The organism is Bradyrhizobium sp. 186 (assembly GCF_023101685.1).
Lineage (GTDB): Bacteria > Pseudomonadota > Alphaproteobacteria > Rhizobiales > Xanthobacteraceae > Bradyrhizobium.
The window spans coordinates 3,345,864-3,367,519 of the sequence record NZ_CP082164.1; the positions used below are offsets into that span (position 1 = coordinate 3,345,864).

General features: G+C 59.8%; 20 protein-coding genes. 15 read left to right on the forward strand and 5 right to left on the reverse strand.

Annotated features, from left to right (window positions below):
• Nucleotides 1–208 precede the first annotated feature (208 nt).
• Nucleotides 209–550: an SDR family NAD(P)-dependent oxidoreductase gene (locus IVB18_RS15995; protein WP_247989999.1), complete on the reverse strand. Its 342-nt coding sequence runs from the start codon at nucleotides 548–550 to the stop codon at nucleotides 209–211.
• Nucleotides 551–883: 333 nt separating this feature from the next.
• On the opposite strand from IVB18_RS15995, the gene IVB18_RS16000 reads away from it, so the two are divergent.
• Genes IVB18_RS16000 through IVB18_RS16020 form a run of 5 tightly spaced genes read left to right on the forward strand, consistent with a single transcriptional unit; the run spans nucleotide 884 to nucleotide 8,698 of the window.
• Complete coding sequence (locus IVB18_RS16000) at nucleotides 884–3,739, forward strand: FAD-dependent oxidoreductase (protein WP_247990000.1); 2,856 nt, start codon at nucleotides 884–886, stop codon at nucleotides 3,737–3,739.
• Between the two features lie 25 nt (nucleotides 3,740–3,764).
• Nucleotides 3,765–4,283 carry an aromatic-ring-hydroxylating dioxygenase subunit beta gene (locus IVB18_RS16005; RefSeq protein WP_247990001.1) on the forward strand — a complete coding sequence of 173 codons (519 nt, stop codon included), beginning with the start codon at nucleotides 3,765–3,767 and terminating at the stop codon, nucleotides 4,281–4,283.
• 59 nt (nucleotides 4,284–4,342) lie between these two features.
• A complete protein-coding gene (locus tag IVB18_RS16010) occupies nucleotides 4,343–6,718 on the forward strand; it encodes a xanthine dehydrogenase family protein molybdopterin-binding subunit (RefSeq protein ID WP_247990002.1) in 2,376 nt (791 codons plus the stop codon).
• The gene (locus tag IVB18_RS16015) at nucleotides 6,715–7,551 is read left to right on the forward strand and encodes an FAD binding domain-containing protein (protein ID WP_247990003.1); all 837 of its coding nucleotides are present in this window, start codon (nucleotides 6,715–6,717) and stop codon (nucleotides 7,549–7,551) included. The genes IVB18_RS16010 and IVB18_RS16015 overlap by 4 nt, the downstream gene beginning before the upstream one ends.
• 1 nt (nucleotide 7,552) lies before the next feature.
• Entirely contained in the window at nucleotides 7,553–8,698 is a 1,146-nt protein-coding gene (locus IVB18_RS16020; protein WP_247990004.1) for a 2Fe-2S iron-sulfur cluster-binding protein, read from the forward strand.
• Nucleotides 8,699–8,922: 224 nt separating this feature from the next.
• Here IVB18_RS16020 and IVB18_RS16025 read toward each other — a convergent pair whose 3' ends face one another.
• The 4 genes from IVB18_RS16025 to IVB18_RS16040 all read right to left on the reverse strand — a co-directional run bounded on the left by IVB18_RS16025 (nucleotide 8,923) and on the right by IVB18_RS16040 (nucleotide 12,195).
• A complete protein-coding gene (locus IVB18_RS16025; RefSeq protein ID WP_247990005.1) occupies nucleotides 8,923–9,702 on the reverse strand; it encodes an ABC transporter permease in 780 nt (259 codons plus the stop codon).
• Nucleotides 9,703–9,738: 36 nt separating this feature from the next.
• Nucleotides 9,739–10,527, reverse strand: coding sequence for an ABC transporter ATP-binding protein (locus tag IVB18_RS16030; protein ID WP_247990006.1), 789 nt, complete (start codon nucleotides 10,525–10,527; stop codon nucleotides 9,739–9,741).
• Nucleotides 10,514–11,533 (reverse strand): ABC transporter substrate-binding protein, encoded by a 1,020-nt coding sequence (locus tag IVB18_RS16035; protein ID WP_247990007.1) that lies wholly within the window; start codon nucleotides 11,531–11,533, stop codon nucleotides 10,514–10,516. Before IVB18_RS16035 ends, IVB18_RS16030 begins: the two co-directional genes overlap by 14 nt.
• Nucleotides 11,534–11,646: 113 nt before the next feature.
• Nucleotides 11,647–12,195 (reverse strand): MarR family winged helix-turn-helix transcriptional regulator, encoded by a 549-nt coding sequence (locus IVB18_RS16040; RefSeq protein ID WP_247990008.1) that lies wholly within the window; start codon nucleotides 12,193–12,195, stop codon nucleotides 11,647–11,649.
• Between the two features lie 191 nt (nucleotides 12,196–12,386).
• On the opposite strand from IVB18_RS16040, the gene IVB18_RS16045 reads away from it, so the two are divergent.
• The 10 genes from IVB18_RS16045 to IVB18_RS16090 all read left to right on the forward strand — a co-directional run bounded on the left by IVB18_RS16045 (nucleotide 12,387) and on the right by IVB18_RS16090 (nucleotide 21,518).
• Complete coding sequence (locus tag IVB18_RS16045; RefSeq protein ID WP_247990009.1) at nucleotides 12,387–13,589, forward strand: ABC transporter substrate-binding protein; 1,203 nt, start codon at nucleotides 12,387–12,389, stop codon at nucleotides 13,587–13,589.
• A 224-nt stretch (nucleotides 13,590–13,813) separates the two neighbouring features.
• The gene (locus IVB18_RS16050; protein ID WP_247990010.1) at nucleotides 13,814–14,701 is read left to right on the forward strand and encodes an amidohydrolase family protein; all 888 of its coding nucleotides are present in this window, start codon (nucleotides 13,814–13,816) and stop codon (nucleotides 14,699–14,701) included.
• 19 nt (nucleotides 14,702–14,720) lie between these two features.
• A complete protein-coding gene (locus IVB18_RS16055) occupies nucleotides 14,721–15,473 on the forward strand; it encodes an Asp/Glu racemase (RefSeq protein ID WP_276581217.1) in 753 nt (250 codons plus the stop codon).
• A 29-nt stretch (nucleotides 15,474–15,502) separates the two neighbouring features.
• Complete coding sequence (locus IVB18_RS16060; RefSeq protein ID WP_247990012.1) at nucleotides 15,503–16,321, forward strand: alpha/beta hydrolase; 819 nt, start codon at nucleotides 15,503–15,505, stop codon at nucleotides 16,319–16,321.
• Between the two features lie 105 nt (nucleotides 16,322–16,426).
• Nucleotides 16,427–17,407: a 2,5-dihydroxypyridine 5,6-dioxygenase gene (locus tag IVB18_RS16065; RefSeq protein ID WP_247990013.1), complete on the forward strand. Its 981-nt coding sequence runs from the start codon at nucleotides 16,427–16,429 to the stop codon at nucleotides 17,405–17,407.
• Complete coding sequence (locus tag IVB18_RS16070; protein ID WP_247990014.1) at nucleotides 17,404–18,045, forward strand: isochorismatase family protein; 642 nt, start codon at nucleotides 17,404–17,406, stop codon at nucleotides 18,043–18,045. Before IVB18_RS16065 ends, IVB18_RS16070 begins: the two co-directional genes overlap by 4 nt.
• Nucleotides 18,046–18,192: 147 nt before the next feature.
• The gene (locus IVB18_RS16075; RefSeq protein WP_247990015.1) at nucleotides 18,193–18,948 is read left to right on the forward strand and encodes an ABC transporter ATP-binding protein; all 756 of its coding nucleotides are present in this window, start codon (nucleotides 18,193–18,195) and stop codon (nucleotides 18,946–18,948) included.
• Nucleotides 18,941–19,654, forward strand: a complete 714-nt coding sequence (locus IVB18_RS16080; RefSeq protein ID WP_247990016.1) for an ABC transporter ATP-binding protein — start codon at nucleotides 18,941–18,943, stop codon at nucleotides 19,652–19,654. The genes IVB18_RS16075 and IVB18_RS16080 overlap by 8 nt, the downstream gene beginning before the upstream one ends.
• Before the next feature lie 29 nt (nucleotides 19,655–19,683).
• Complete coding sequence (locus IVB18_RS16085; RefSeq protein WP_247990017.1) at nucleotides 19,684–20,550, forward strand: branched-chain amino acid ABC transporter permease; 867 nt, start codon at nucleotides 19,684–19,686, stop codon at nucleotides 20,548–20,550.
• Nucleotides 20,550–21,518 carry a branched-chain amino acid ABC transporter permease gene (locus IVB18_RS16090; RefSeq protein WP_247990018.1) on the forward strand — a complete coding sequence of 323 codons (969 nt, stop codon included), beginning with the start codon at nucleotides 20,550–20,552 and terminating at the stop codon, nucleotides 21,516–21,518. The genes IVB18_RS16085 and IVB18_RS16090 overlap by 1 nt, the downstream gene beginning before the upstream one ends.
• Nucleotides 21,519–21,656 lie beyond the last annotated feature (138 nt).

Consider the following 21,656-nt stretch of genomic DNA (forward strand, 5'->3'; position numbering starts at 1 on the left):
TTCCAAGCTGAATACCGTCTGCCACCAACATTAAGTGGCTGCTCAAGCCGCTGCTTCGAATAGCAATTTGAGATGGTTGCGCCTCCCCGCAACCATCGATTTTTGCAAGGCGGCAGAGGCCGATCTGGACGGCCATCCATTCGGAGCGTTCGTGTGTTTCGACCTCGCCACCGAAGCTGCCGACCGAGCGCGTTCGCGAGCAGCGACTCTACGCACGCCGCCGCCAGCGAACACGGGCGAGCGATTCGTTCGACTGGACCAGAGGCGTGCGCACGAACTCTGGGCATGTGACGTCTGCGCCCACGCCATCCTTGGCACCTTCTTTGCCGACAACGTTGGCCGGACCAATCAAACCATGCTTGGCGGTCACATATGGCGCCTTGGCGCCGATGCTTCTTTGGAATGCGCTGAACCCATATAAATACGCTACCGCCTCGGCCGTCTTGTACATCTCGCGCAGTGTGGCGTGCGTCGTAAGAAAGGCGCCGTCCAGATGAATGGCGAGCATCTGTTTCCATTTCGCGAAGTAGAACTCGCCGACCGGCGCCACGATCTGGATGCCCGCCTTCGAATACGGCGACCGCTCGGGCGATGCCGGCGTTCACCTGCTCTTCGTTTGTCACGTCCTTCTCGACGCTGACCGCGGGCTTATTCGACCCGCCTATTTCGACCGCCGCGGCTAACTCGAAGTGGCTGAAAGCACAATTTAGTCAGTATATATTGGAATTGTGGCGCTTGATTTACGCCCGAAGGCTCCAAGTCCCTCAATCTTCCTCGTTATTTTCCCTTCATTTGTATTGCGTGACGCCAATTTCAGAGCGTTGCGCTTTGAAATAATGAGATGTATACTGATGAACTCGGGAAGCTGCTTTGGAGAGCGGTAATGGCTTGGCGCGAGGTGATTTCCCTGGATGAACTTCATCCAGACACGGTGAAGGGTATCGATGTAGACGGTACGCCTGTTGCGTTGTATCGACTTGGCGACGACGTCTTCGCTACCCACGGCATCTGCACGCACGCTCTCGCATTCCTTGCCGACGGGTTCTTCGAAGACGGTAAGATCGAATGTCCTCTGCATCAGGGGCTGTTTGACATTCGGTCCGGGAAAGCGCTTTGCGCGCCCTTGACAAAGGATATCCAAACTTTTGCGGTTAAGGCCGAAAATGGCACAGTATTCGTCGACCTTGATGCTGTCGCCGGCAAAGTCCCCGACACGATTGCGAAGGCTCCGCAAGAGGATTCCATTACTTGCCAGGAACAAGATCCCGTCGTCGTGGTTGGAGCGGGACAGGCTGCTGCCGCAGCGATCAGGGCGTTGCGTGCGTCGGGTTTTTCGGGGCCGGTCAAGCTCGTCGGAAGCGAGCGGCACCTTCCATACGAGCGACCTCCCTTGTCCAAGGATATCCTGCTCGGGAAGGCAACGATCGAGTCGTGCATTCGTCTGCCCGTTACCGACATCGACGACCTGAAAGTCACTACCCATCTCAATCGCCGCGTCGTGGGCGTCGACGCGGAGGCAAGGACGATCCGTCTCGAGGACGGGACCGAGTTCCGGTACGCAGCGCTACTTCTAGCGACCGGTGGCGTTCCTCGCCGCCTCGACATCCTGGGCGGTGACCTTCCGGGCGTTCATTACCTGAGGACCATCGAGAATGCGACGGCGATCGCCGCATCGTTCTCCACGGCGAAACGCATCGTCATCATCGGTGGCGGCTTCATCGGCATGGAACTGGCGTCGGTTGCATCGTCGCTGGGCAAGTCCGCGGTCGTGCTGGAGCGTGAGGCCGAGCTTCTTGCCAGGGTTCTGCCGGCTCCATTGGGGCGAACCTTCCGGACGCTTGCTGAAAACCACGGCGTGACCGTGCGATTGGCGACTTCCGTTCAGGCAATCGATCGCACCGGCGTTGGTCTGACGGTTAGGACGTCGGCCGGAGATTTCGACGCGGATACCGTCTGCATCGGCGTTGGCCTGGTCCCGGAGACGGCACTGGCCGCGGCAGCGGGCTGCGAAGTTGACGGCGGCGTCGTGGTCGATAGCGAACAGCGGACGAACGTGCCGGGCATCTGGGCGGCCGGAGACTGCGCGCTTCACCATTCGCCGGTTCGGGGCCGCCGGGGCCGTCTCGAAAGCTGGCACAATGCCGAAGAGCAGGGCGCGGCCGCAGGAAAATCGATCGCGGGGTGCGCTCCCGAAGTCGTGGCCGCGCAACAGCCTTGGTTCTGGACCGAACAGTTCGGCCTCAACATCCAGATCCTTGGCGTATCCGCAGCCGACGACCGGGTCGCGGTGACAGGCCGGGATGGTGAAAGCGGCGCCGTCTACAGGACGGTCGATCCTGCAACCGGCAAGCTGACGAGCGTCATCGCATTTTCAGATCCGGGCGCGATCCGACAGGCACGCAAGGATTTCGAGAAGGGCGGCAGCTTCGATTCTGCCAAGGTCAACGCGGTATTTCTTGAAGACAAGGTCAATGAGGAGAAGCGTCCCGTGCAAGCCGATTCATCGACGAGTTCGAAAAACTACGTCTGGCCGGGGGAGGGTCTGACGCGCGTTCCCGACTGGGTTTACACCGACCAGTACATCTACGAACGGGAGATCGAAAAGATCTTCCACGGCCGAACTTGGAATTACGTGGCGCTGGAAAGTGAGGTGCCGAACACCGGCGACTTCATCCGTTCGAACGTCGGCCCGACACCCGTCGTCGTGTCGCGCGCGGAGGATGGTTCCATCAACGTGTTCGAAAACCGTTGCATGCACCGCGCCGCCGAGTTTTGCCGGGACCTGAGCGGCAACGCCAAGGAATTCGTCTGCCCCTATCATCAGTGGTCCTACGACCTGAAGGGAAATCTCGCCGGCATACCGTTCCGGCGCGGCGTCAACGGGAAAGGTGGAATGCCCGCGAGTTTCAAGCCCTCGGAGCACGGCCTGAAACGCCTCAAGGTGACGGAGCATCGCGGCGTGGTCTTCGCGTCGTATTGCGAGGATATGGAGCCGCTGGCCGACTATCTCGGACCAGAGATCCTGCGCGAATTCGAGGCGACGTTCGACGGACGCAAGCCGAAGGTCCTGGGTCATTATCGTCACAGCCTGCCGGGCAATTGGAAGCTCTACCACGAGAATTTGAAAGACCCGTACCACGCGACGCTTCTTCACACGTTCCTGGTCACGTTCGGATTGCTGGTTGCCGGCAACAAGTCGTCGATGATCGCGGACAGTTCGGGCCGTCACGGCGTAATGGCCTCTGCGAAATCCGATGCGAGCAAGCTCACCAGCGAGACAAAGAAGGAAATGCGCGCATACAAGGAGGGCATGACCCTCGAAGAGCCGCGCTTCATGGACTTCGTGACCGAGTTCGATAGTCCCTGGTCCGTCACGATGTCGACGATCTGGCCTAACCTCATCGTACAGCGCGAGATGAACACGCTTGGCGTCCGACAGATCGTGCCGACAGGCCCGAACGAATTCATCATGAAATGGACGATGTTCGGTTTCGAAGGCGACGACGAGGAGATGACTCGGCACCGGTTGCGGCAAGGCAACCTCATGGGACCGGCCGGATTCCTCGGACTCGAGGATAACGAAGCGATCAAGTTCGTGCAGGACGGTATGATCAGCGTGCCCAATGGCCAGCACGTCGTCGAACTCGACCCCGGAGTGATGGGGACGTCTGACACTCTTATTTCCGAAGCGTCGATCCGCGCGATGTACCAACATTGGCGCAGCGCAATGGATCTCTGATCAATAAACACGGGATCAATTCTTCATGTTGGCTAAAAACCCACGGCTTTCGAACGACGAGCAGATCAGTGCAATGCTTCTGCGCTACGAGATCGAACAGTTCAACTCCGTCTACGCTTCGGCGCTCGACGACCAGCGCTTGGCCGATTGGGCAGAGATGTTCACGGAGGACGCGAGTTACGTTGTCCTCTCGCGCGAGAATGAGGACCGCGGTCATCCCGTCGGCCTGATCTACTGCGAAAACCGCGGCATGATACGAGACCGGGCGTTCGCGCTCAAGAAGACCGCGATGTTTGCACCGCGCTATCTTCGTCATATGATCAGCAACGTCCAATTGACGGGCGAGGCCGACGGCGGGGGCATCCGCGCCCGTTCGAACTACCTTGTCCTTCAAGTACTGTTCGACAGGCCGGACGCGACAATCCATCAGGCAGGCACCTATAACGATATTTTCCGGCGGACCGAGGTTGGACTTAAGCTGGCGCAGCGCCGCTGCGTATACGACAATCTGCTCGTGCCTAACGCGCTCTGCATTCCGGTGTAGCGGAGGGCGGTATCGTTCCGGCCGCCTCCAATTCCCGCACCGCCTGATGGAGATCACCGATGAGTAAGCAAGAAACATCAGGCGAGGGAATTGGCGCCCGCGTTCGACGTAAGGAGGATGCGCGGCACCTTCGAGGACGCGGTCAGTTCGTCGGCGACTACCACATGGCCGGGCTGCAGGAAGTGGCCTTCCTGCGCAGCCCGATGGCGCACGCACGCGTCGTGTCCAAGGTCAAATCTCCGGACCATGCCGCCCGCACGTTCTTCAGCGAGGATCTGACCGGCGTCTCGCCAATCGTCACCCAGTCTTCAATTCCAGGCTACAAGTCGTCGAGCTACCCGATACTGGCCATGGAGAAAGTCCGCTTTGTCGGCGAACCTGTTGCGATGTGCGTGGCAAAGACGAGGGCCCTCGCGGAGGACCTGATCGAGCAGATCGAGGTCGAATACGAGGAGCTTCCGGTCATCGCGTCATGCACCTCGGGGCGGCGTAGCGATGCCGTTCTTTTGCATGAAAAGTGGGGCGACAACCTGTTTCTCGAAGCCCATTTCGATAGCGGCGTTGAGGAGGTCATAGCGAAGGCTCCGGTCTCGATCGAACTCGATATGGCTTGCTCTCGCCAAGCTATGCATCCGATGGAAGGCAAGGGTGTCATGGCATGGTGGGACTACCGCGCAGGAATGCTCGTAGTACATCCGTCGACACAAGTGCCGCACTTGATCCGGGCGGGCCTTTCCGAGGTCACGGGCATTCCTCAAGCGATCATCCGGGTGGTAGCGCCCGATGTAGGCGGAGGTTTCGGCTACAAATGCCTGTTGCAACCGGAGGAGGTTGCCATCGCATGGCTGGCCTATACCTTCAAAAAACCGTTCAGGTGGACCGAAGACCGCCGTGAACATCTCGTGGCAGGCGCCAATGCGCGGCAGCACGAGTACAAGATCAAGGCCTATGCCGACGAATCAGGACGGCTTCTGGCCTTGGATGCCGAGGTTTCGGTTGACACGGGCGCGTATTCGGTCTGGCCGTTCACGGCCTGCCTGGAAGCGGCGCAGGCCGGCGGCAACCTTCCGGGTCCGTATCACCTGCCGGCATACCGCTGCAGCACTTATTCGGTAGCCACTAATAAGCCGCCATTTGCCCCATACCGGGGTGTCGCTCGTCCCGGCGTGTGCTTCGCCATGGAGCAGGTAATCGACGCGGTGGCAAAGGCTGTCGGACGCGAAGCCTGGGAGGTCCGGCGCGATAATCTGGTCCGTGCCGACGCGATGCCTTACACGAACATTACAAAGAAGCACTACGACTCGGGCGACTACCCGGGAGCGCTTGTCGCCGCCAAAGACATGATCGGACTGGAGGCCTTTCGCAGCGGGCCGAATCGTGACGAAAAGGGCCGTTACCTCGGCATCGGTTTCGCCAGCTTCACCGAGCAATCCGCGCATGGCACGAAGGTTTTCGCTGCCTGGGGGCTTCCGCTCGTTCCGGGCTTCGACCAGGCACACGTCAAATTGACGCCGGATGGCGCGCTCGAGGTCAAGGCTGGCATTCACACCATCGGGCAAGGGCTTGAAACCACGCTGGCGCAGATCGCCCACGAGCAGACCGGCGTGCCTATCAAGGACATCCGCGTGACTCTCGGAGACACAGCTAACACGCCGTTCTCGACGGGCGCCTACGCCTCCCGCGGAATCGTCATGTCGGGCGGCGCGGTGTCCCGCGCCGCCGAGGTCGTTGCGAAGCGCATCAAGGCCATTGCCGCGCACCTGCTGCAAGTCGACGCCGAGAGCGTGAGTTTCGCTGAGGGGCGAATATATTCGGGTAACGCCAGCGTCAGCTATGCGGATATCGGACGCGCCTGGTACCTGCGCCCTGATCAATTGCCGGAGTCTGTCGACACAGGGGGCCTCGAGACGACTGAAGGATACAAGCCGCTGGTCGACAGCGGCGTGTTCTCCTACGCAACCCACGCGGCGAAGATCGCCGTCGATCCGGAGACCGGTCTGGTGGCGATCCTCGATTATGTGATCGTCGAAGACTGCGGCCGGATGGTAAATCCCATGATCGTGGAGGGCCAGACCTACGGTGGCGCGGCGCAGGGCATCGGCACGGCACTGTTCGAAGAAAGCCCCTACGACGACAACGGTCAGCCGCTCGCATCGACGCTACTCGACTACATCTTGCCGGGGCCGACCGAACTGCCGAAATTCCGGATCGAGCACCGGGAGTCGCTGTCACCCTATTCCGCTCACGGCATCAAGGGAGTCGGCGAGGGGGGTGCAATCGCCCCTCCGGCCGCCATCGTCAATGCTATTAATGACGCGCTGTCGCCTCTGAACGCATCCGTCCGGACAGTACCCGCCAGCCCTGAGCGCATCCGGACCGCGATCCGCCGAGCCAGCCGGCCGACGTCGGCCGAAACCGTACTGGCTGCCGAATGAAACCGGCAGTCTTCGACCTCAAACATGCACGCAACGTCGGCGACGCGGTGGAAATTCTCGCCGGGTCCGACGGGAACGGCAAGGTGATGGCCGGCGGACAGTCGTTGGGGCCGATGCTCAATCTGCGGCTGACGCGGCCGAAGCTTCTCGTTGATATCAAGCGCGCCGAGGGTTTTCGGGAATTCGCGGCCGACGACAAGGTGTTCTCGATCGGCGCGGGTTGGACGCACGGCGAGATCGAAGACGGCATGATCGAAGATCCTACCCAAGGGTTGCTGAAGTTCGTCGCCCACGGCATCGCTTACCGCGCGGTGCGCAACCGCGGTACGATGGGCGGAAGCCTCGCGCACGCCGATCCCGCGGCGGACTGGGTGACGACGCTGGGAGCGCTTGGCGCCACGATCGTCGCCCAGGGCACGGCGAAGCAACCGAAGCGCTACGCGGCGGAGACGTTCGTCGAAGGCGCCTTTATGACGAAACTGGCCGAGAACGAAGTGATCGTCGCGATCGAAGTTCCGCGGCTCTCCCCGCGCGCGAAATGGGCCTATTACAAGATCTGCCGCAAGACCGGCGAGTTCGCCAATGCGATCGGCGTTGCGATCCTCGACCAAAAGACCGGCATGACAAGAGTACTCGCGGGCGCGACCGACGGTTCGCCCGCGGTGCTCCCGAGGACGGCCGTCCGATTGGCCGAGGCCGGCCCCGAGGCCGCGTGCCTGCTGGTCGCCGACGAATTGGAAGAAATGCTTCCGAATTCGAATGCCGATACGCGCGAGCTCCATGCCGTCGCCGTACGGCGCGCCCTGATGCAGATCGTCAAGGAGCACGACTGAAATGGTTCGAGTGTCGATGTCGGTGAATGGCGACGCGGTGATTGCGGAGGTCGAACCGCGAACCCAGCTTGCCGACTTCCTGCGTAACGACCTTCAACTGACCGGTACGCATCTGGGTTGCGAGCAGGGCGTTTGCGGGGCCTGCACCGTGATGGTGAACGGCAAGATGCAGCGTTCCTGCATCACGTTTGCTTCGGACTGCGAAAGCGCTCATGTCACGACGATCGAGGGATTCGACGATGACCCGACGATGATCGAACTCAGGGATGCGTTTTCCGAATTTCATGCGCTCCAGTGCGGGTTTTGCACGCCCGGAATGCTGACGACTGCTCGCGACATCGTGCTGCGGCTCGGCGACATTCCGGAAAGCTGGATTCGGGAGGAACTCTCCGGAAACATTTGCCGCTGCACCGGATACGTCGGCATCGTGGAAGCCGTGAAAAAGGTCGCCGCGGGAAAGGTACCTAACGCGGTGGCGGCCTCCGCCGCGGTCGCCGCGAAGAAATTCGACGGCTTAAGGCCGGCACCCGTCACGCCGGCGCCGCGTGAGAAGGCCAAGCCAAGTTCCGGACAGGCCTCGACGCCGGCGACGGCCGCCGGCCAGATCGACGGCGGTATCTCCATCGAGGAGCGCATCCGTGTCGGAGCCACGCCGGAGCAGGTATGGAATGTCCTTTCAGACCTTCGACGCGTCGTACCATGCGTTCCGGGGGTCGAGATCACCACGCTCGAGGGTGAAAATCTCACGGGCAAGGTGAAAATGGCACTTGGACCGATCAAGGCGTCCTTCAGCGGTCAGGCTACCGTTGGGATGGACGATGCCAAGCGTGAAGGATGGATGACGGGCAAGGGCCGCGACTCTGGTCTTGGATCTTCCGCCGAAGGTGCCGCGCGATGGAGGGTCGTCAATGGCGGCAACAACGACTCGGTTGTCGCAGTCACATTGACCTGGAAACTGAGCGGGGCCCTCGCCCAGTTCAACCGGGCAGGCCTTGTCCAGGACATCGTGCGCCGTCTCGCGGCGACGTTCGCCGCAAATCTGGAGGCGACCATCACTGGCACCGCGCCGCCCGCCCAGGCGGGCGCAGTGTTGGGAGGCTTCGGACTGATTTGGTCGATTCTCAAGGCTCGCTTTTCGCGGCGATAGTGTCTTCCGGCTTAGGTCGCTCATGGGCACAGGCTGAACCCGGAAACGATCGAAGATGTTCAGCACGGCGTCGGCGTGAAACAACCGATTGCGACTCATGTCTTCCGGAACGGAAAGTATGCCGGCCTTGAGCAGTTCTCGCGCGGCAGTATTTGCGCTGGCGAAGCTTATGCTGAGTTCCTCATTCGCGTCTCGTACCGTGAAAACCGGCTTAAGTTGGCGGGTCAATGCCCTGTCGCGCGTTTTGAGCTCACGTGCCAAGGAAGCGCCAACCGTTCGGCCATATCCAGGATACCGATCAGAACGACGCCGAGAACCGACAAAATGAGGATGGCGGCGAATACGCGGGGCGTATCGAAAGACCCTTGCGCGGTGAGGATAACAAAGCCGAGTCCCCGCTGCGAGGAGACGAATTCGCCCACGATGGCACCCACTAACGCGAGCGACATCGCCACCTTCAGGCTCGCGAATATGTGGGGCAGGGCGCAGTACATCTTAATGCGCAGCAACACCTTCAGACGGGATCCCCGCAAAGCCTTCCCAAGATCGATCTGATCCGGCGACACGGACCGCAGACCGAGCGCCGTTCCAATCACGACCGCAAAGACTGCGATCAGAAAGGCGATGGCGACCTTCGGCGTGGCTCCGGTTCCGAACCAGATAATGAAGAGTGGTGCTATCGCCACCTTTGGTACGCTGTTGAGAGCGATGAAAAGGGGGAAGAGCATCCGGTCCAGAAGCGTCCACTCGACGATGACAATGGCGAACAGGATTCCCGCGACCGTCGCGAGCGCGAACCCCAACAGCGTGATTCCGATCGTGTAGGCTGTCTGCTCGGCGAACCAGATCGGCTCCTTCGAGAGTTCCGAGATGATGAGCGAAGGGGCCGGAAAGAAGACAGGCCGTACATGTCCAATTTGGACCACCAATTCCCACGCCAGGACGAAAATGAGGGCTCCCACGAATGGTAAAGCGGCGCGAACGACGGGTGAGGTAGCTTTCATGATAACTCCTGTGCAACGAGTTCGTTGTTTGGCGCATCAATCGTGAATGAGGCCCATTTTCTCGAACAGCCCGCGGATGTGCTGGGTGTATTTGGCGAATTGGGGCGTTTCGCGCACGGCAAGTTTTCGTTCCGCGGGAAGGTCGAGAACCATGTCTTCCACGATCGTTCCCGGACGGGGACTGAACACGACGACGCGAGTGGACAGGAAGACAGCCTCGGTAATGCTGTGCGTGACGAAGACCACCGTCATTCGCTGCCTGGCCCAGAAGTGATGAAGATCGACGTTCAACTGGTCGCGGGTAAGTGCGTCCAGGGCGCCGAACGGCTCGTCCATGAGAAGCAGCCGCGGATCTAGAAGGAGGGACCTGCAGATCGCCGCACGCTGCCGCATGCCGCCAGACAATGCATTCGGATACACGCCGGCAAAATCCTTGAGTCCGACCATCGCGAGAAGCTCGCGCGCCCGTCCTTCATACGCCTTCTTGTCGAGCCCTCCGAAGTCCGCCGGCAGCAGCGTGTTGTCGAGTATGTTGAACCAGTCCAGCAGCGCGTCGCGCTGGAACGCTATGCCGAGCCGCTCCGGCGGACCTTCGATCTTCGAGCCGTCCAGCAGGAGTGATCCCGCCGTCTGGGTCTCCAGTCCGGCAAGGCACCTCAGCAGCGTGCTCTTGCCACACCCGCTCGGTCCGAGCAGGCTCACGAATTCCCCCTCGGCGATATCGATCGATATGTTGTCGATCGCCGTGAGCGGATTTGTGCCTCCGAAGCGCTTTACGATTCCGGATGCCGAGATAAGGGGGGCCGGGGCGTTACTTGAGTTCACGGGCGACCTCCTGAACCAGACGATCGTCGATCAGGTCGTTCGTGTAGAAGAAGCCGGGCGGGTCGATACGATCGATCAGTTCTGCCTGCTTGAGCGTCTCCACCGACTTTTCCCAATCGGTGTCCGTCATCAGGCCGATCGTCTTGCCTTGAGTGGCAGGAGTGACGACGAGGCCCTTCAAGGTCTCGATCTGACGACGCAGCACGACCGGATTGAGCTTGGCCTGCGGTCGCGCATCGATGATCGCCTGGACTGCCTCGTCTTCATGGCCGTCGAAGATGTACGTCCAGCACGCCGCCGTGATGCTCGCGAACCTCTTCAGTGCATCGCCCTTGCTGGCGATGGAGGCTTCGGTAGCGAAGAGACCAAAGCTCGGTAGATCGAAACCGTAGTCGCTGAAGCGGATCGTCTTGGTCGGTCTTTGCTGTTCGAGAACCGGCTGCATAAAGGGTGCCGATGAGAATGCGCCGTCTACTCGGCCCGAGATATAGAGGCCGCCCTTGTTCGCGGCATCGACGTTCGTTAATTCAACGTCCGTGCGCTTCAGACCTCCTTTGGCGAGAAACCGATCGAGAAACGGCGTCTCCAACGATCCTGCGGTGAATGCAAGCTTCTTTCCCTTCAGGTCTCGCGGCCCGTCGATGCCGAGATCGGTGCCCACCATCAATCCGATATCGTTCCGCCTGATAAAGTTGGCGATGGCCCGGATCGGAAGTCCCTTCGAACGGGCGATCGCCATCGTGGCGAGAGATGCATGGCCGAGGTCGTAGGTACCATTTCCCACGATCTGCACGGTGGCGACGGAGCCGTTACCGTCTTCCAGCGCAACGTCCAAACCATGGTTGGTGAAGAGCTGCTTCTTCGCCGCCAGATGGAATGGTGCTTGAACGCCCCAAGGCGTCCAGTCCAGGCGTACCTTGAGGGTGTCCGCCGCGTGGGCATTGTCGGCAACAGCCGCCGAAAGTGAAAGAACCGCCAGAAGATAGATTGCCGAGAGAACCCGCATTGACGCCTCCCTTTTTGAATTGGGGGAAACCTACATGCAGGAAGAGAGGCATTACAAGCACAATTACGATGTACACTGATTAAATTAGTGCCCATTAGTGGGCGTAAGTCTGGTCAGTCGTCCAGGTCGGGAGCTCGCTTGCGGCTCTTCGTGTCCGAGGCTGCGTCCGGCAAACCGTACTTGCTATTTCCTTCGATAAGTTCAGTCAGCATTGCAAGAAAGGCTGCTCGAAACTCCGGCCGCAGCGGCAATAACAGGCGGTCCTGCGCGCGTCGCATACTGTCGTACATCTCCTCGGCGACGCTCTCTCCTTCTTTGGTTAGGAACGCTACCATCGAGCGTCCGTCGGTCTTGCTTCTCTCGCGGCGCACAAGGCCGCGTTCGGACAGGCGCTTCAAAACATCTGCTACGTTGGTGCGATCAATGCCGACTTCTCCGCCCAGCGTCACCTGGTCGATACCGGGATTGGCAAGCAACGTGGATATGAGCCCGTACTGCACCGGAGTGATGGCAAACGCCTGACATTCTTCGAGAAATATCGCGGAATGTATCTGGTGCAGGCGCCGCACAAGGTACCCGGGCCGGGCGCTTAGGGGCATTCGCGGCGACCCTTCCGCCTTCGGTTCCGGTTTCGGCGACTTGTTGGTTTGCTTCTTCGACAACGTCAGATCCTTCCATTCTTTAGGCGGCGGCAGCCCCAAAATCAGGCGCGCGGCCTATTGACTCCCGTCGCTTCGGGGTCATAATTACTCAGTGTACGTCGTTTTATTGCGGGCGATACTGTTCGCTTCAGGGCCCGTACGAAAAAAGAGCCAATAAGCGATCGGCCTTTACCGCCAACGGAGGGTAGCTCATGCGCAGATTCACGTTTCCCGTGCTCGCACTAATACTAGTGCTCGGACAAACGTCCGCCAAGGCCGGGCCGGATGCCATTACGGTCGGCGTGCTGAACGATCTCAGCGGCGTCTATGCGGACCTCGGCGGGCCGGGCTCCGTCGCTGCCGCGGAGATCGCGATCGAGGAATTCGGCACCAGCGTCATCGGCAAACCGATCAAGGTTCTTTCGGGCGACCACCAGAACAAGCCGGACATTGGCTCGCAGCTGGCTCGCCGCTGGTTCGATGTCGATAATGTGGACATGGTCATCGACTTCCCGAATTCGGGCGTCGCCCTGGCCGTACAGGAAATCGCGCGCACGAAGAAGAGGATCGCGATCTATTCGACCGCCGCGACGATGGACCTTTCCGGAAAGGCCTGTTCTCCGACTGGCTTCCAGTGGACCTACGACAACTATTCCAACGCGGCGGGCGTCGCTCAGGCGCTGGTGAAGAAGAGCTTCGATAGCTGGTATTTCATCACCGTGGATTATGCGTTCGGGCTGTCGCTGGAGGCGGAAGCGTCGAAGGCAGTCAAGGCAGCGGGCGGAAAAGTTCTCGGCGGTGCCAGACATCCGCTCAACACGCCGGACTTCTCATCCTTCCTTCTACAAGCGCAGGGATCCAAGGCGAAGGTCATTGCGTTGGCCAATGCCGGCGGCGACACCGTTAACGCGGTCAAGCAGGCGAACGAATTCCGGATCGTGGAGAGCGGGCAGACCCTCGTCACGCCGGTCACGTTCATTACCGACGTCCACAGCCTCGGTCTCTCGGTAGCGCAGGGACTGACGTTCGTCACAGGCTATTATTGGGACTTCGACGACAAGACGCGTGCGTTCGCCGAAAAGTTCTACAAGCGTCGCAAGGTGATGCCCACCATGGCGCAAGCCGGCGTCTATTCCGGCGTCCTCCACTATCTGAAGTCGATGGCTGCCGCAGGCACCGATGACGCAATGGCGGTCGCCGCGAAGATGCGCGAACTACCAGTGCGCGACTCCTTCACCCAGACCGGAACGGTGCGCGAAGACGGGCGCATGGTGCACGACATGTATCTCGTCCAGGTCAAGAAGCCCGCGGAATCGAAGGCTCCTTGGGATTACTACAGGGTGCTCGCGACGATTCCCGCCGCTGAGGCGTTCAAGCCTCTTGCGGAAAGCGAGTGTCCGCTCGTCAAGAAGTAGTCGAGCCAATCAATGGTGGCGGCGAGAAGCGTTTTCGTCGCCGTCCAAACAGAGTCGTTGCTCCGGTCTTGCTGGAATTCTCGCGGCGCCGATAAAGGCGCTGCGCGGCAGCAAATCTAATTCCGAAATGTGGGAATATGGCAAACAGAATTCGCAAGATCGCTCTCGAAGAGCATTTTATGGCGCCCGGCTTTGAGACGTACTCGAAGGTGTTCACGAAGCACATGGATGTCGCGGCGCAGTCCTATCTCGCATCGCGCCTCGGCGACTTCGACGACATGCGGCTTGCCGAAATGGACAAGGCCGGGATTGACTTCGTCGTCTTGTCCCAGACCGGTCCGAGTGTGCAGGGCGAACTCAATCCGAAGACCGCCGCTCGCCGCGCCATCGAGAATAATGATTTTCTTGCGGGGCAAGTCGCGCGTCATCCAAAGCGGTTCGGTGGCTTTGCCTCGCTCGCCATGCACTCGCCGAGGGCGGCCGCGGACGAACTGACGCGCGCTGTAGAATCCCTGGGCTTCAAGGGTGCGCTGGTAAACGGACATACCCATGGAGTCTATTACGACGACCCGTCATACGACGAATTCTGGGAGCGCATGCAGGCACTGGACGTCCCGCTGTACCTGCATCCCACGGACCCGTTCGTGATCCCGAAAGCCTACGACGGACATCCCGAACTGGTCGGCGCAGTCTGGGGCTGGGGCGTGGAAACGGGTACCCACGCACTGCGCATTCTGTTTGGCGGCGTATTCGACCGTTTCCCGAAGCTCAAGATCATATTGGGACACATGGGCGAGGGGTTGCCGATGATGCGCTGGCGGTTCGACAGCCGCTTTGCGGTCTATTCGCATGGCATCACGCTTCAACACGCGCCATCCGCGTACCTCGGTCGCAACATCGTCATCACGACGTCTGGGGTTTGTTCGCCGGCCGCGCTCACTAGCGCCATTGCCGAGATGGGAACCGACGCGGTGATGTTCTCGGTCGACTACCCTTACGAATCCACGGCCATAGCCGCTGACTTTATCGAGAGCTCGCCGATGGCGGACGACGTCAGGGAGCTTGTCTGCTCCGGAAACGCGGAACGTCTTCTGAAGCTCGATCGACGCTGACCAATTTTCGGAGTTAGACATGCAGAAGCTCTTTCGCATCGGACAAATCGTTCCGAGCTCGAACACGACCATGGAAACCGAGATTCCGGCGATGCTGAATGCGCATTCCGTCGCGCACGGCGCACGCTTCACGTTCCATTCCAGCCGCATGCGGATGAAGACTGTGAAGAAGGAAGAACTCGCGGCGATGGACTCGGAGTCGGATCGCTGCGCGCTCGAGTTGTCTGACGCTCGCGTCGACGTGCTCGGTTATGCATGTCTTGTCGCCATCATGAGTATGGGGAAGTCATATCACCGGGTGTCGCAAGATCGGCTTCATGGCTGCACCGTCGAAAACGGCGCGCCGGCCCCCGTGGTCACCAGCGCCGGCGCCCTCGTCGATGCGCTCAAAGTCGTTGGAGCCAAGCGGATCGCGGTAGTGGCGCCGTACATGAAGCCGCTCACGCAGCTTGTGATAGAGTACATCGAGCATGAGGGCGTGAAGGTTACGGATTCCAGGGCGCTGGAAATTCCGGACAATATCGAGGTCGGCCGCCATGATCCGGCGAAGTTGCCTGGGATCGTTGCCGGAATGAACGTATCCGATGTCGATGCGATCGTGCTGTCGGCGTGTGTTCAGATGCCGTCGCTGCCGTCGATTGCCGAGGTCGAGGCCCGCACAGGCAAGCCGGTCATTACCGCGGCCGTCGCCACGACTTACGCGATGCTCAAGGTGCTCAAGCTTAAGACCCTGGTCCCGGGTGCGGGAGCGCTCCTGTCCGGCGCCTATTGAGTGCACGACCAATCAATACGGATGAGACGATGACCACTTTTCAGTACGGCGCGAATGTAAACGCCAACGGGATTCGGCAGCACTATCTGCGGTACGGCGGCACCCGACCGCACCGTGACCCGGTCATTATTCTCCCAGGCATCACGAGCCCGGCAATTACCTGGGGCTTCGTCGGTGAGCGCTTCGGCCAGGAGTTCGATACCTACGTCGTCGATATCCGGGGGCGGGGCCTGTCGGAAGCCTCGGCTTCGCTCGACTACAGCCTGGATGCACAGGCTGCCGACCTGATCGAACTAACGTCGGTGCTCGGTCTGTCTCGATATTCGGTCGTCGGTCACTCGATGGGTGCGCGCATTGCGATTCGTGCTGCGCGCAGTCAGCCCGCGGGGTTGGCTCGCATCGTGATGGTTGACCCGCCAATCTCCGGACCCGGTCGACGAGCCTATCCGTCCAACCTGTCCTGGTACGTCGACTCGATCAACCTCGCGAGGAAGGGTTGCGACCTGGAGGGGATGCGGTCGTTCTGTCCGACCTGGACGGACGGGCAACTGCGTCTACGCTCCGAGTGGCTGCATACCTGCGACGAGCGAGCGATCCGCTCCAGCTTTGAGAGCTTCCACACCGACGACATCCATTCTGATCTGCCTCACCTTGACGTCCCAGCGCGCCTGATTGTGGCCGGGCGGGGCGACGTGATCCGGAACGAAGACATCGAAGAGATTTGTTCGCTCGTTTCCGGAATCAAGGTCGTACGCGTTGATAACGCTGGGCACATGATCCCGTGGGATAACGAGGAAGGCTTCTACGCTGCGTTCGCTGATTTTCTCGGCGTCACACTGGACTTCTAGAGGCATCAAAGAGCGAGGAGATGGCATATGTCAGTTAGCGATCATGATCTGATCCAGGCTTGGAAGCAGGTACTTACGCTCTCAAAACTGGAGCCCGGCCAACTCGTGACGGTGCTCACCAGTTCGTCCACTCATCCCCAGACGCTGTCGACCGCAATTCTCGCTGCGGCGGCTATGGGCGCTACGGTCAATCGGCTCGATGTCCTTCCCGTAAACGGCGACAAGGCGCTGAGCCGCGATTCCCTGGCCTATCTGGGCACCACGCCCCTGACCGGAAACCGCGCCGCCATCGCCGCTCTAAAGGAAAGCGACCTTGTGCTGGACCTGATGACACTCCTGTTCTCCCCCGAACAGCACGACATCCTGAAGTCCGGCACGAAGATACTCCTCGCCGTCGAGCCACCGGAAGTGCTGGTTCGCATGGTTCCGACCCTTGCGGACCGCACCCGCGTAATGGCGGCAAGCGTCAAGCTTGGCAAAGCCAAGGAAATGCACGTGACGTCGCCCGCAGGCACGGATGTCCGATTCAGCCTCGGGCAGTTCCCGGCGATCAGCGAATACGGATTCGTCGACGAGCCGGGCCGTTGGGACCACTGGCCAAGCGGCTTCGCGCTGACCTGGGCGAACGAGGGTCAAGCGGAAGGAAAAATCGTGCTTGAAAAGGGCGACATCGTCCTTCCGATGAAGTCCTATATTCAGGAACGGATTCACTTCAAGATCGAGAAAGGTTTCGTCACCTCGATCGAGGGTGGCGTCGACGCGGCGATACTGCGAGAATACATGGCGTCCTACGACGATCCGGACGCCTACGCGATGTCGCATATCGGTTGGGGTCTCCAGCCCCGGGCTAAGTGGTCGACGCTCGGCCTCTATGACCGCGAGGCGACCATCGGAATGGATGCGCGCGCCTTCGAGGGCAACTTCCTGTTCTCGTTCGGTCCGAATAATGAAGCCGGCGGCAGCCGGACGACCGCATGCCATATCGACATTCCGATGCGCAACTGCACCGTCGCGCTCGACGGCGAGGAGGTCGTCCGCGAAGGCAAAGTCCTCGACGGCGGTCCGGTAAAGCAGGCCGCAGAATGAGCAATGAAACACCGATCTACCAACGTCAGGGATTCGGGAGCGATCTCGAGCTCGCTCCCCCATACGGTTTGCTGATCGTCGACTTTGTCCGGGGGTTTCTCGATCCCGATAAGTTCGGTGGAGGTAACATCCCGTCGGCGATGAAGAGCACGGTTGTCCTACTTCGGGAGGCGCGCCATCGAAAGTGGCCCATCGCACACACGAGGATCGTCTTCGCGGACGACGACGGGGATCGAAACGTGTTCGCGATGAAGGTGCCGGGAATGCTGACGCTGAAGGAGGGGGATCCGAGCAGCGCTATCGTACCCGAACTTTCTCCGGAGCCGGGCGAATTGGTCGTCCGCAAGACGGTGCCTTCGGCGTTCTTTGCGACGTCGTTGGCACCGTGGCTTACCCAGCGCGGCGTCCGCACGCTGGTCGTCGCGGGTTGCGTGACGAGCGGCTGCGTGCGCGCAAGCGTCGTCGACGCCATGTCGCTCGGTCTCCGACCGCTAGTTTTGAGTGATTGCGTTGGTGATCGGGCGATCGGCCCCCATAACGCAAATCTGTTCGATATTGAGCAAAAGTACGCATCCGTGATGACGAGGGATCAAGCGCTCACAGCGATCGATAGTACGGGCACGGTAGCGCCTGGTTAAGCGACGGCCAATGGCTGTAAGCAACAGTAGGCCGCGAGTAGCGTGTTGGATTTAGTCTCATGTCCGAGATCACGCGATCATTAGAAAAGACGCAATTCATGGGTTCGACTTCGGAAATGAATGCTTTGAAAACTCAGGCTCATACCGATGGTTGACGACCTAATTCTGGAGACAAGCGGGCTGTCGAAGGACTTCGCAGGGTTCACCGCGGTGAACGGCGTCGACTTGAAGATCCGCCGCGGGAGCATTCACGCGTTGATCGGCCCGAACGGTGCAGGCAAGACCACTTGCTTCAATCTGTTGACAAAGTTTCTGACTCCGTCTCGCGGTCAGATCTTTTACGAGGGCAGGGACATCACATCCATCCCGCCGGCGCGAATTGCAAGATTGGGATTGGTGCGATCCTTCCAGATATCGACCGTGTTTCCCCATCTCACCGGTCTTGAGAACGTGCGCATCGCGCTGCAGCGCAAGCACGGTATGTCATTCGACTTCTGGCGTTCAAAGGCGGTGCTGAAGAAATACGATCACCGAGCCGCGGAATTGCTCGACGAGATGGACCTCGGGGAATTCGCGGACAGGCCAGCCGTGGAGATGCCATACGGACGGAAACGGGCGCTGGAGATTGCCACTACGATTGCGCTTGATCCGAAGATCATGCTGCTCGACGAACCCATGGCCGGAATGGGTCGTGAAGATATCGACAGGACGGCGACGCTCATCAAGCGTATTTCCGCAAAATTCACGATCCTGATGGTGGAGCACAATCTCAACGTGGTCGCGAGCCTTTCGGACAAGATCACGGTACTGACCCGCGGTCGCGTCCTCGCGGAGGGCAGCTATCAAGAACTCTTGACGAACGAAGCAGTCAAGGAAGCCTATTTGGGAGCTGGTCATGACTAGCTCGACGAAGATGTCGCTCGAAGTTTCCAATCTGGAGGCTTGGTACGGCGAATCCCACATTCTCCACGGGATGAGCTTCGACGTCAGGGAAGGTGAGGTCGTGACCCTGCTTGGGCGAAATGGCGCAGGCAAGACGACCGCCCTTAAGTCAATTATGGGCATTCTCGGCAAGCGGTCGGGACAAGTGAAGTTTCAGGGCAAAGACGTCATTCATTTGAGTTCGGACAAGATCGCGAAGCTCGGCATCGCGTTCTGTCCGGAGGAGAGGGCCATTTTCTCGACCTTGGACGTGGGGGAAAATCTGATGCTTCCGCCCGTCATCCGTGACGGAGGCCTCTCGCTCGAGACTATCTTCGATCTGTTTCCTAATCTCAAGGAGCGGCTGCGCAGTCAGGGAACGAAGCTGTCGGGCGGAGAGCAGCAGATGCTGGCAATCGCTCGCATATTGCGTACCGGCTCGCGCTTCTTGATGCTGGACGAGCCAACGGAAGGACTGGCGCCCGTGATCGTTCAGCAGATCGGCCGGCTCATATCCAGGCTGAAGGCGGAAGGCCTCACGGTTCTTTTAGTCGAACAGAACTTCAAATTCGCATCGACGCTGGCCGACCGGTTTTACGTCGTCGAGCACGGACGGGTCATCGACGGATTCAGTAACGCCGAGCTCAAGTCCAACATGCACAAGCTCCACGTCTATCTTGGCGTGTGAAGGCTACGGACCAAGGGGGATTATTATTCTTGAATCAGGCACTCTATGCGCAGCTTCTGGTCGGACTGATCAACGGCTCCTTCTATGCGCTGCTCAGCTTGGGGTTGGCAGTGATCTTCGGGATGTTGAGCATCATCAATTTCGCTCACGGGGCGCTCTATATGATGGGAGCGTTCGTTGCTTACTTCCTGCTGAATCTGCTCGGGCTTAACTACTGGTGGGCGCTGCTACTGTCTCCGCTCGCAGTCGGTTGCTTCGGCACGCTGCTGGAAAGGACCATGTTGCATCGGCTCGCCGGTCTGGACCATCTCTACGGTCTTCTCCTTACGTTCGGATTTGCGCTCATCATTCAGGGAGTATTCCAGAACTACTTCGGCTCGTCAGGGCTTCCATACGCCATTCCGCTATTGCTGCAGGGTGGTTTCAATCTCGGCTTCATGTATCTTCCAACCTACCGTGCTTGGGTCGTCCTATTCTCGCTGCTGACCTGCTTGGCGACCTGGTTCCTGATCGAGCGGACCAAACTCGGCGCATACTTGCGTGCGGCCACCGAAAACCCGGTCATGGTTCGCGCATTCGGCATCAACGTGCCACTCATGCTGACCTTGACCTACGGTTTCGGAGTGGCGTTGGCGGCGGTAGCCGGCGTGCTGTCCGCGCCGATCAACCAGGTACGGCCATTGATGGGGGCCGACATCGTCATTGTGGTGTTTGCCGTCGTCGTCATCGGTGGCATGGGATCCATCATGGGATCCATCATCACGGGGTTCAGCCTCGGCATTGTGGAAGGGCTGACCAAGTATTTCTATCCCGAAGCATCCAATACGGTCGTGTTCGTCCTGATGGTGCTTGTTCTCCTGCTCAAGCCGGCAGGCCTAACCGGACGGACCGCCTGATGACCGCGATTGCAGACATACCCGCCCAAGCGCCTGTCCGCTCGCTTGGGAGCGAAACGACCGCTTTCCTTCTGATGACGGCGATGCTGCTGCTGTTGCCGCTGACCGGAATCTACCCGTACTTCGTGATGCAAGCACTGTGCTTCGCTCTGTTTGCGTGCGCATTCAATCTGCTGATCGGGTTCGGAGGGTTGCTTTCGTTCGGTCACGCAATGTTCCTTGGCACCGCGGGCTACGTCACTGCGCACGTCGTCAAGGAATGGCATTTCGTTCCGGAGCTCGGAATTGTCACCGGCGCAGCGGCCGCGGGCGTCCTTGCTCTCGTAACGGGTCTGGTTGCCATCCGCCGTCAGGGCATTTACTTTGCGATGATTACCCTGGCGCTTTCCCAATTGCTTTATTTCGTGTTCCTGCAGACACCCTTTACCCATGGCGAAGACGGCATCCAGGGAGTTCCTGCCGGCCGCATGTTCGGATTGCTCGACCTCGAAAACCCGATAACGCTTTACTACGTCGTCGTCGTGATTTTCATAGGCGGTTTTGTTCTCATCCATCGCGCGGTCAACTCGCCGTTCGGCGAAGTGCTGAAATCGATCCGAGAGAACGAGCCGCGCGCGACGTCGTTGGGATACATCACGGATCACTACAAGCTTCTGGCTTTCGTGCTTTCCGGGACGCTTGCGGGACTAGCCGGTGCAATGAAGGTGTTCGTCGCGCAGAACGCTTCGTTGACCGACGTTCACTGGACGATGTCCGGCGAAGTTGTCTTGATGACGCTCGTCGGCGGACTGGGGACGATGTTCGGTCCGGTTGTGGGTGCATTCGTCATCGTCGCCATGCAGCAGTATCTCGCCGGCTTCGGTCAGTGGGTGACCGTGATCCAAGGGCTCATCTTCGTGGTCGGCGTGCTTTCGTTCCGGCGGGGAGTCGTCGGCGAGTTTGCCGCGCTTCTGAGGCTGAATCTCTGATGAATAATCTCGGCATCGATGGCGCGCGGCTGCATCTCGCAGGACATTCCGCCGGCGCGCATATTGTTGCAATGCTGGCAACACGCGGCACTGTCGCGACCATTCGATCGGTGCTGCTGCTTTCGGGTCTTTTCGACC